The sequence below is a fragment of the Streptomyces purpurogeneiscleroticus genome (assembly GCF_020024005.1).
Taxonomy (GTDB): Bacteria; Actinomycetota; Actinomycetes; order Streptomycetales; family Streptomycetaceae; genus Streptomyces; species Streptomyces purpurogeneiscleroticus.
In genome coordinates this window covers 1-9,965 of sequence record NZ_NHSG01000472.1, presented here as the reverse complement: position 1 = coordinate 9,965, position 9,965 = coordinate 1, and the positions used below count along the sequence as shown (strand labels likewise).

Sequence of the window (9,965 nt, the reverse complement as noted above, 5' to 3'; positions counted from 1 at the left end):
CGGCGCGTACCGGCCGGTACGCGCCGAGTGTCCGGCGTTCAGTGCGAGTGGCTTACCAGGCGGACCGCAGCGGCCACACCGTGAGCCGCTCGACGCGCATCCCGCCCTCCTCGGCGAAGGTGCCCAGCCCCGTGGCGTCCGGGCCCGGGAAGATCTGGTCGGTCAGACACACCGTGCCGTCGCCCGTGTACACCTCCACCGACGAGCGGTCCACGATCAGCCGCAGCCGCAGCACGCCGTCCGTGAGCGCCAGCAGGGCGCGGTGCACGGCCGGGAACTCCGCGGCGAAGCCGACGTCACCGGACGCCGTGCGGTCCACGTACAGCTCGCCGCCGGAGTCGTAGCCGATCCGCGTGCGGTGCCCGCCACCGGTCCGCACCTCCAGGCCGCACCGCCGCGCCCCGTCCGGCCGGAGCACGGCCTCGATCTCGTACGTCTGACCGGCGTCCCGCAGCAGCCGGGTGGCGCCCGCCCGGACCCGGCGGCCGGCGATCCGCAGCGCCGGGGTGCGGCGCAGCGTGGCCAGCTCGGCGACCGGCTGCTGGACGAGCGTGGCACCGCCGTCCGGCGTGGCCCGCAGGCCCAGTTCGCGGGGGAAGCCCATCGCGCTGCGCCACGGGCTGGTGGGGATCTTCTCGCCGTACAGCCAGTTGTTCATCCAGGCGACCATGATGCGGCGGCCGCCCGGCGCGTCGTTGTACGTCACGCCCGCGTACGCGTCGGCACCGTGGTCCAGCCAGCGCGGCGCGTCGTGCGGGTCGGCGGTGAAGCGGGTGCCGTCGAAGTCGCCGGTGAAGTACTGCCCGGCCGAACCGCCCGCCGGCCCACCGGGGTTGAGGTTGACGATCAGTACCCACTTGCGGCGTCCCGGGTCACCGGCCACGGGCAGCTCGAAGAGGTCCGGGCACTCCCACACGCCGCCGGTCGCCGCGCTCGGCCCGAAGTCGCTGCGGTGCGTCCAGGACTTGAGGTCGGGCGAGGTGTAGACGCTGATGCGGTGCTCGGTGGAGAGCGCGACGACCATCACCCAGCGGGCGGTCGGCGCGTGCCAGAAGACCTTGGGGTCACGGAAGTTGTCCGAGCCGATGTCCAGCACGGGATTGCCCGCGTACCGCGTCCAGGTCGCGCCGTCGTCGGTGCTGTACGCGAGCGACTGGTGCTGTCTGCCGGTCGCCTTGATCACGCTGGTGTAGATCGCGACGAGCGGGGGATTCGCCGCGGTGCCCAGACCGCTGGTGTTGTCACGGTCGAAGACGGCGCTGCCGGAGAACACCATCTCCTCGTCCGTCTGCGGGATGGCCACCGGCTGCTCCTCCCAGTGCAGCAGATCGGTGGAGACGGCGTGGCCCCAGGACATGTTGCCCCAGGTCGCGCCGGCGGGGTTGTACTGGAAGAAGAGGTGGTACTTCCCGTTGTGATGGACCAGCCCGTTGGGGTCGTTCATCCAGTTCCTGGCGGGGGAGAAGTGCACCTGCGGGCGGTACGGCTCGTCGTACGCGCGGAGCGCTGCCGCCGTCGCCGGGGTGGTGGACCAGGCGCTCAGCGCGCCGGTGCCGGCGAGCGCGAGCGCACCGGCGAGAACGGTGCGGCGGGCGGGGTGGCGGTGCGGGGTGTCGGGCATGCGAGTGCCTCCGGTAGGGCAGCGCGGCCAACTGGCCTGCGTGCGGGGCAGGGGAATGGCGGGTGAGTACCGCTGAGTCCCGCGCGTCCACGGCTCCCGACGAACCGGACGGCTGGGGTGGGGCGTTCGTGCACGGCCGCCGCCGACATGGCGGCCGCCGCAGACTGTAGAAGGCCGTGCTCGGGAATGTCCAGAGGCGCGCTCAGTGCACCGGCTCCGCGGGGCACCCGCACGACGTCCGGTGCACCAGCGTCGGCTCCAGCAGCACGGTCCGCTTCGCGCCGTCCGGGTCCGCGAGCCGGTCGATGAGCATCCGTACGGACTTGGCGCCGATCTCCTCGACCGGCTGCGCGATGGCGGTGAGCTGCGGCTGCAGCAGATCGGCCCACTCGAAGTCGTCGAAGACGCTCAGGGCGACGTCCTGCGGCGCCTTCAGGCCCAGCCGGGACAGTGCCCGCAGCACGCCGAGCGTCATGTGGTTGTTGCCCACCACCAGCGCGGTCGGCGCGTCCTTGCCGCGCAGCAGCCGCTCGGTGACCTGCTGGGCCATGTACGCGTGGCTGTGCCCGGGGACCACCAGCTCCTTGGCCGGGTCCAGGCCCTGCCGCTTCATGCCGCGCTGCCAGCCGCGCACCCGCTCCGAGCTGGTACGGATGCCGCGCCGCCCGGCGACCATGCCGATCCGGGTGTGGCCGAGGTCGGCTAGGTGGTCGACGAGGCGGGCCGTGGACTCCACGTTCGCCGTGCCGATCTGGTCGAAGGCGGGGGAGGCGCAGCGGTCGATCAGGACGGTGGGCAGGCCGGTGTCGGTGAGGTACCGCAGCGCGGCCCCGCGGGCGCCGGCCGCGGTGGCCAGCAGCAGGCCGTCGACGCGACGCTGGTGGAGGTTCTGCACGACCCGCAGCTCCTCCGCCGGATCGTCGTGGGTGTCGGCTATCAGCAGCGTGTAGCCCGCGGCGCGGGCGGTGGCGTCGATCGCCGAGACCATGTCCGCGAAGTGGAAATTGGTGACCGCCGACACCGCGAGCCCGAGGGTCTTGGTGCTGGAGGTCACCAGCGAGCGGGCGATGGTGTTGGGGATGTAGCCGCTCTCGCGCATGGCGGCGTGGACCTGGTCGCGGGTCTCCTCCTTCACGAACCGGGTCCCGTTGATCACATGGGACACGGTCGAGACCGAGACCCCGGCCCGACGTGCCACGTCGGCCATGGTCGCCATGTGTGCCTCCTCCGCGAGCTGCCTGTCCCCGCGATCGTACGTGAGGCGGCCGCCGAGAAAAGCGCTTGCGCAAACGCTTGCGCGAAATCGCTCGAGAGGTCACGATGCCGTACCGGGCGGTCGCATCCCGACCGGACGCCCCGGCACCCAGCGTCGCGTGCCGAGGCATCCGTGGCCGCCCTCCTCCCGGCTGCCGTGCGACGCGGCACCGGCTCCCGCCGCCCGTCCCGCCGACGGACGCCAGGCGGCGGGAGCACCGCCCGCCCCGGACCGCCGGACGACCGGCCCGGGGCGCGGCGGAGCGCAACCGGTACCAGCTGACCCCGCGTCAGCCCACCTGAAGGAGAGCTGCCTTGGCCCGCACCGACACCGTCCTGCCGCCCGAACCGGGCGCACCACCGCGCCGGCGCGGACGTGCCGCTGTCATCGGCGCCTCCGCCGTCGCCGCGCTCGGCGGCTTCCTCTTCGGCTACGACACCGGGATCATCTCCTCGGCCCTGCTGCACATCACGCCCGAGTTCGGCCTCAGCGCCGGCATGCAGCAGGTCACCGTGGCGTCCCTGCTGCTCGGCGCGATCGTCGGCGTGCTGATCAGCGGCGCGGTCACCGACGCGGCCGGCCGCCGCCGCACACTGCTCACCGCCGCCGCCATCTTCACCATCGGCGCCGTGGGCTGCGCCGTCGCGCCGGACGCCGCCGTACTGATCGCCGCCCGCTTCGTCCTCGGCCTCGCCATCGGCACCGCCTCGCTCGCCGTGCCCGCCTACATCGCCGAGATCGCGCCCAAGGAGAGCCGCGGCAAGCTGGTCTCGCTCAACCAGCTGATGATCACCGTCGGCATCTTCGTCTCCTACCTCGTCGGCTACGCCTTCGACGACGTCGAGCAGGGCTGGCGCTGGATGCTCGGCATCGGCGCCGTACCGTCCGTGCTGATGCTCGCCGGCGTCTTCCGGCTCTCCGAGAGCCCGCGCTGGCTGCTCACCCACGGGCGCCCCGATGAGGCCCGCGCGGTCCTGCGCCGCACCCGTACCGCGGAGGAGGCCGAGCGCGAGGTCCGCGAGATCGAGACGCTGGCCGCCCAGGAGTCGAAGATCGGCTACCGCGACCTGCTGCGCCCCGCCATGCGCCCCGCTGTGATCCTCGGCGTGGTGGTCGCCGCGACCAACCAGCTCGTCGGCGTCAACGCGGTGATCTACTACGCGCCCACCATGCTCCAGCAGGCCGGCTTCGCCAGCTCCGCCGCGATCCTCTCCTCGCTCGGCATCGGCCTGGTCAACATGGTCCTCACCGGCGTCGCGCTGCTCCTCGTCGACAAGGTCGGCCGCCGCCCGCTGCTGCTCGGCGGCACCGCCGTCGTCGTCCTCGCCCTCGTCCTGCTCGGCGCGCTCTACCTCGCCGGCGGCGGACAGCCCGCGCACAGCGGCCTGCTGGTCGCCGGGCTCTGCCTGTACATCGGCGCCTTCGCGCCCAGCCTGGGCCTGGCGATCTGGCTCATCAACAGCGAAATCTTCCCCACCGCCGTGCGCGGCAAGGCGTCCTCCTTCGGCAACGTCACGCACTGGGGCCTGGACTTCGCCATCTCGCTCACCGTGCTGACCACCATCCAGGCTCTCACCCCGACCGGCCTGTTCTGGCTCTACGCGCTCTTCGGCCTGCTCGGCGTCGGCTACCTCTACCGCAAGCTGCCCGAGACCAAGGGCCGCAGCCTGGAGGACATCTCGGCCTCCCTGCGCGGCGACCGGTCACCGGTGTGATCATGCAGTGAACGTGGCGAACACGTGGGTCGTTGACCCTCCCCACTCCTCTCCCACAAGGTGAGTAGGAGCCTGTGGTTGATCCCGCCAGGGTCCGGGCACAGACTCCACCATCCATCCGCACCGCTTCAACGCCGTGGGAGAGAGCTGTCGTATGAGCCACCTTTCCGAGCATCTGCGCCAGGCCACACCCGTCGTCGCCGAGCGCGGCGAGGGCGTCCACCTCTTCGGTACGGACGGCCGCCGCTATCTGGACTTCACCGCCGGCATCGGCGTCACCAGCACGGGCCACTGCCACCCGCGCGTGGTCGCCGCCGCCCAGGAACAGGTGGCCACCCTGATCCACGGCCAGTACACGACCGTCATGCACCAGCCGCTCCAGAAGCTGGTCGCACGGCTCGGCGACGTACTGCCCCAAGGGCTGGACAGCCTCTTCTTCGCCAACTCCGGGAGCGAGGCCGTCGAGGCCGCGATGCGGCTCGCCCGGCAGGCCACGGGGCGGCCCAACATCGTCGTCTGTCAGGGCGGCTTCCACGGCCGCACGGTCGCCGCCGCCTCCCTCACCACCTCCGGAACGAAGGTCCGCACGGGCTTCGGCCCGCTGATGAGCGGCGTGCACGTCGCGCCCTTCCCGAACGCGTACTACTACGGCCGGCACTACGGCTGGGACGAAGAGGCCACCACCCGCTTCGCGCTGCGCGAGTTCGACCACCTCCTGCAGACCGTCACCGACCCCGACGACACCGCCGCGATCATGGTGGAGCCGGTGCTCGGCGAGGGCGGCTACGTCCCCGCCAACAGCGCCTACCTCCAGGGCCTGCGGGAGCGCGCCGACCGGCACGGCATCCTGCTGATCCTGGACGAGGTGCAGACCGGTGTCGGGCGCACCGGCCGCTTCTGGGGCCACGACCACTTCGGCGTCCGGCCCGACATCGTCATCACCGCCAAGGGCCTGGCCAGCGGCTTCCCGCTGTCCGGCATCGCCGCGTCCGACGAACTGATGGCCAAGGCCCGGCCCGGCTCGCAGGGCGGTACGTACGGCGGCAACGCGGTCGCCTGCGCCGCGGCCCTCGCCACCCTCGACGTGGTCGAGGACGAGGGGCTGGTCGGCAACGCCGCCACGATGGGCGCCCGGCTGCGCAGCGGCCTGGAGGACGTCGCCGCCAAGCACCCCGCCATCGGCGACGTACGGGGACTCGGCCTGATGCTGGCGAACGAGTTCACCACCGAGGACGGAGAACCGGACCCGAAGACCGCGGGGCGCGTCCAGCAGGCCGCCGTCGAAGAGGGGCTGCTGCTCCTCACGTGCGGCCCCTGGGGCAACGTCGTCCGGCTGATCCCGCCGCTGATCGTCACCGAGCAGCAGATCGACGAGGGGCTGCGGGCCTGGTCCGCCGCCGTCCAGGCGGGCTGCGCCGACCGCTGAGCCATGCGGTGGGCAGCGCCGATCGCTGAGGCCCGCCCGCCGCCGGACCGGCCGGTTCCTCCCGCGCGGGGGACCGGCCGCCCGTACACCCGCCCGCTCCGCGTACCGACCCGCCGGGAGGCACCGCTCATGACCACGACCACCAGCACCCAGCCGTCGGGCTCCCCGGACGCACCGCGCTCCGGCATCCGCGTCATCGACGCCGTCCCCAAGCAGCTCTTCATCGACGGCGGGTGGCAGGACGCGGCCGGCGGCCGCACGCTGCCCGTGGACGACCCCGCCACCGGCCGCGAGCTGTGCCAGGTCGCCGACGCCGCGGCCGAGGACGGCCGGCGCGCCCTGGACGCCGCGGTCGCCGCGCAGCCGGACTGGGCGGCCACGGCACCGCGCGCCCGCAGCGAGATCCTGCGCCGCGCCTACGAGCTGATCATCGAACGCAAGGAGGACCTCGCCCTCCTGATGACCCTGGAGATGGGCAAGCCGCTGGCCGAGGCGCGCGGCGAGGTCGGCTACGCGGCGGAGTTCTTCCGCTGGTTCTCCGAGGAGGCCGTCCGCATCGACGGCGGCATGTCGCGGACGCCCGACGGCGCCAACCGCGTCCTGGTGATGCGCCAGCCCGTCGGCCCCTGTCTGCTCATCACCCCGTGGAACTTCCCGCTCGCGATGGGCACCCGCAAGATCGGCCCGGCGGTCGCGGCGGGCTGCACGATGGTCCTCAAGCCGGCCCCGCAGACCCCGCTGTCCAGCCTGGCGCTGGCCGCCATCATGACCGAGGCGGGCCTGCCGCCCGGCGTCCTGAACGTCGTCACCACCACCGACGCGGCCGGCGTCGTGGAGCCCCTGCTGCGCAGCGGTGACGTACGCAAACTCTCCTTCACCGGCTCCACCCAGGTCGGCCGCATTCTCCTGGCCCAGTGCGCCGACACCGTCGTACGGACCTCCATGGAGCTCGGCGGCAACGCGCCGTTCCTCGTCTTCGCCGACGCCGATCTGGACAAGGCGGTGGACGGCGCGATGGTCGCCAAGATGCGGAACATGGGCGAGGCGTGCACCGCCGCCAACCGCTTCTTCGTGCACCGCTCCGTCGCCGACGACTTCGCCAACCGGCTCGCCGAGCGGATGGGCGCCCTCACCGTGGGCCCCGGCACGCAGGACGGCACCGACGTCGGCCCGCTGATCGACGCGGCGGGCCGGAACAAGGCCGCCGACCTCGTCCAGGACGCCGTACAGCGCGGCGCCAAGGCCCTGATCGGCGGCGAGGCACCGGACGGCGCCGGTTACTTCTACCCGCCCACCGTCCTCACCGACGTGCACCCCGGCTCCGCGCTGATGTCCACCGAGATCTTCGGCCCGGTCGCCGCGATCCTCACCTTCGACGACGAGGACGAGGCGGTCGCCGCCGCGAACGACACGGAATGGGGACTGGTCGGCTACCTCTTCACGGAGAACCTGGACCGCGCGCTGCGGGTCGGCGAACGCCTGGAGACCGGCATGGTCGGCGTCAACACCGGGCTGGTCTCCAACCCGGCCGCGCCCTTCGGCGGCATCAAGCAGTCCGGGCTGGGCCGCGAGGGCGGCCGGGCCGGCATCGAGGAGTTCCTGGAGATCAAGTACCTGGCCATCCCGGCCGCGCAGGGCTGACCGGCCAGGAGCTGACCGGCTGACGTCGATGCTCCGTACGGTCTTAGGTATTACTGCAATCAGGCGGTCCCGGTTTCGACGAGGTGGCGAACGGGGCGCGGCCGGTGATTCTCCCAGGGAACAAGCCACCTCCTCATGGGAGAAAACATGTCCATCCGTACCGCCCTCGTGGCGACCGCCCTGGCCGCCGCGACGGTCCTCGGCGGCGCCGCCACCGCCGTTGCCGACGCCGAAGCGGAAGGTTCGGCACACGGCAGCCCGGGTGTCATCTCGGGCAACGTCATTCAGGTACCGGTGCACGTTCCGATCAACGTGTGCGGCGACAGCATCAACATCATCGGGCTGCTGAACCCTGCTCATGGCACCTGCGTGAACGACGGCCACCACCACGGCAAGCACCACTGGAAGAACCGCTGACCAGTTGCCGCACCGCACATCGCATCCGCCGCCGGACCCCCGGGTCCGGCGGCGGATGCCGTGGGGCAGGCATGCCATCGTTTTGGGCCGTTGCGATCCAAGCCGGTCACCAAGGCCCCAGCTTGTAGCGACCAGCGATCGGTACGTCTGCCATAGACGGTCATGTTGGGTGGAGCCCAAGGCGCACCGTGCGCCGCGGATGCTCGGCTGGTCACGCTCGTCGGACCGGGAGGCGGCGGCAAGGCCCGGATCGCGCTGTAGCCCGTGCGACCGCCGACCAGCAGGCGCGTCAGGCGGGCAGGATTTCCTCCAGGGCCTCTACGACCTCGTAGGAGTCCGGGGTGGTCTGCGGGGAGAAGCGGGCGGCGACGGTGCCGTCGGGGGCGAGGAGGAACTTCTCGAAGTTCCAGCGGATGTCGCCCTTGTACCCGTCCGCATCCGCGGTGCGCACGAGCTTCGCAAACAGCGGATGCCGCCGCGCGCCGTTCACCTCGACCTTCTCGGTCAGCGGGAAGGTGACCCCGTAGGTGGACGAGCAGAACTTGGCGATCTCCTCGGGCGTTCCGGGCTCCTCCTCCGCGAACTGGTTGCACGGGACGCCGAGGACGGTGAATCCCCGTTCCGCGTACTTCTTCTGGAGCTGCTCCAGCTCGGTGTACTGCCGGGTGAGGCCGCACTTGGAGGCGACGTTGACGACGAGGACCGCCTTGCCCCGGTACTGGGCGAGGTCCGCGGGACCGCCCTGAAGAGCGTTGATGCGAATATCGTAAAGAGACATGCCGGAGATGTTAGGGCCCTCGTTCGGATCTTGCCGGGCCCGACGAACGGCTGGTGAGACCAACGAGCAGCCTTCCAGGCCGGCTCGTCCACGTAGCCCATCCTGTCCACCTACCGATCCGCCACGATCCGCAAGCGTCATTAACGGTCATTTTCCCCTTGCCGGTGACACCGGGTGGGAGGAGTCGAAAGGCTGCCGAAGACGGTCCCTGCGGTGTGCCCGGCGGGGCACCGAAAAGACGACGGACGGACGGACGGGCGAAGGACGGACGATCGTGACCGGTGACGAAAGGCGAGCGGGAAACGCCCCCGGCGACCTGCCGGAGAATCAGCCCGCGAACCTCCCCGGAAGTCTCCCCGTACCAAGGACACGTCTGGTCGGGCGCCAGGCGGAACTGTCCGAGATCCAGCGGCTGTACGAGAGCGACGTGGGAGCGCGGCTGGTGACCCTCACCGGTGTCGGCGGGGTGGGCAAGACCCGGTTGGCGCAGGCGGCCGCGGCCGGGCTGCGGCGGGACTTTCGCGACGGGGCCTGGTGGGTGGAGCTGTCGCCCCTTCAGGAGGGCATGCTGCTGCCGTATGCGATCGGTCAGGCGCTGTCGGTGGCCAACGAGATCACCCGCCCGATGATCGAGGTGGTGGGCGATTTTCTGGCCGGCCGGGAGCTGCTGCTCGTCCTGGACACCTGCGAGCACCTCGTCGACGTTTGCGCGTCGGCCGCCCGGACCCTGCTGGCGGCCGCCCCGGGGCTGCGGATACTCGTCACCAGCCGCCGTCCGCTGGGCATGGCGGACGAACAGGTGGTGATGATCGACCCGCTGCCGGTGCCGGGGACCGACGATTGCGCGGGGGCCGGGTCGGACGCGGTGGTGCTGCTGGCCGAGCGGGCCGCCCAGGCCGTACCGGGCTTTGAGATCACCGACGCCAACAGGGCCGATGTGCTGAGGCTCTGCCGACGCCTTGAGGGACTGCCGCTCGCCCTGGAGCTGGCCGCGGCCCGTCTGCAGGAGCTGTCCGTTCGGGAGTTGACCGAGAAGCTCGACGACCGGTTCGCCGTACTCGGCGCACCCGAAAAGATCACGACCGACACCCCAGCACCCCCCAGCTCCCGGC

At 71.8% G+C, this 9,965-nt stretch carries 8 protein-coding genes; 5 read left to right on the top strand and 3 right to left on the bottom strand.

Features of this window, described 5'->3' with window-relative positions; translation table 11 throughout:
- Positions 1–52: 52 nt before the first annotated feature.
- Both CCS38_RS34260 and CCS38_RS34255 read right to left on the bottom strand, forming a co-directional pair.
- Positions 53–1,621: a glycoside hydrolase family 32 protein gene (locus CCS38_RS34260; RefSeq protein WP_223737453.1), complete on the bottom strand. Its 1,569-nt coding sequence runs from the start codon at positions 1,619–1,621 to the stop codon at positions 53–55.
- Between the two features lie 202 nt (positions 1,622–1,823).
- A complete protein-coding gene (locus CCS38_RS34255; RefSeq protein WP_223737451.1) occupies positions 1,824–2,837 on the bottom strand; it encodes a LacI family DNA-binding transcriptional regulator in 1,014 nt (337 codons plus the stop codon).
- 353 nt (positions 2,838–3,190) lie between these two features.
- Between CCS38_RS34255 and CCS38_RS34250 the strand changes: the two genes are divergently transcribed.
- The 4 genes from CCS38_RS34250 (at position 3,191) to CCS38_RS34235 (ending at position 8,075) form a co-directional block, all read left to right on the top strand.
- Positions 3,191–4,591 (top strand): sugar porter family MFS transporter, encoded by a 1,401-nt coding sequence (locus CCS38_RS34250; RefSeq protein ID WP_223737449.1) that lies wholly within the window; start codon positions 3,191–3,193, stop codon positions 4,589–4,591.
- Between the two features lie 154 nt (positions 4,592–4,745).
- Entirely contained in the window at positions 4,746–6,017 is a 1,272-nt protein-coding gene (locus CCS38_RS34245; protein ID WP_223737447.1) for an aspartate aminotransferase family protein, read from the top strand.
- Between the two features lie 129 nt (positions 6,018–6,146).
- Positions 6,147–7,658 carry an NAD-dependent succinate-semialdehyde dehydrogenase gene (locus CCS38_RS34240; protein WP_223737445.1) on the top strand — a complete coding sequence of 504 codons (1,512 nt, stop codon included), beginning with the start codon at positions 6,147–6,149 and terminating at the stop codon, positions 7,656–7,658.
- Positions 7,659–7,805: 147 nt separating this feature from the next.
- Positions 7,806–8,075 carry a chaplin gene (locus CCS38_RS34235; RefSeq protein ID WP_223737444.1) on the top strand — a complete coding sequence of 90 codons (270 nt, stop codon included), beginning with the start codon at positions 7,806–7,808 and terminating at the stop codon, positions 8,073–8,075.
- A gap of 289 nt (positions 8,076–8,364) precedes the next feature.
- On the opposite strand, the gene CCS38_RS34230 is transcribed toward CCS38_RS34235, so the two are convergent.
- On the bottom strand, positions 8,365–8,853 hold the full coding sequence (locus tag CCS38_RS34230) for a glutathione peroxidase (RefSeq protein ID WP_223737443.1): 489 nt from the start codon (positions 8,851–8,853) through the stop codon (positions 8,365–8,367).
- A gap of 274 nt (positions 8,854–9,127) precedes the next feature.
- Here CCS38_RS34230 and CCS38_RS34225 point away from each other — a divergent pair.
- Positions 9,128–9,965, top strand: an 838-nt coding sequence (locus tag CCS38_RS34225; protein ID WP_223737442.1) for an ATP-binding protein, incomplete at its 3' end; no start/stop codon positions are given.

Excerpts from the sequence above, each read along its gene's own strand:
- CCS38_RS34260 (WP_223737453.1), bottom strand. The coding sequence starts at position 1,621 with ATGCCCGACACCCCGCACCGCCACCCCGCCCGCCGCACCGTTCTCGCC.
- CCS38_RS34255 (WP_223737451.1), bottom strand. The coding sequence starts at position 2,837 with ATGGCGACCATGGCCGACGTGGCACGTCGGGCCGGGGTCTCGGTCTCG.
- CCS38_RS34245 (WP_223737447.1), top strand. The coding sequence starts at position 4,746 with ATGAGCCACCTTTCCGAGCATCTGCGCCAGGCCACACCCGTCGTCGCC.
- CCS38_RS34240 (WP_223737445.1), top strand. The coding sequence starts at position 6,147 with ATGACCACGACCACCAGCACCCAGCCGTCGGGCTCCCCGGACGCACCG.
- CCS38_RS34235 (WP_223737444.1), top strand. The coding sequence starts at position 7,806 with ATGTCCATCCGTACCGCCCTCGTGGCGACCGCCCTGGCCGCCGCGACG.
- CCS38_RS34230 (WP_223737443.1), bottom strand. The coding sequence starts at position 8,853 with ATGTCTCTTTACGATATTCGCATCAACGCTCTTCAGGGCGGTCCCGCG.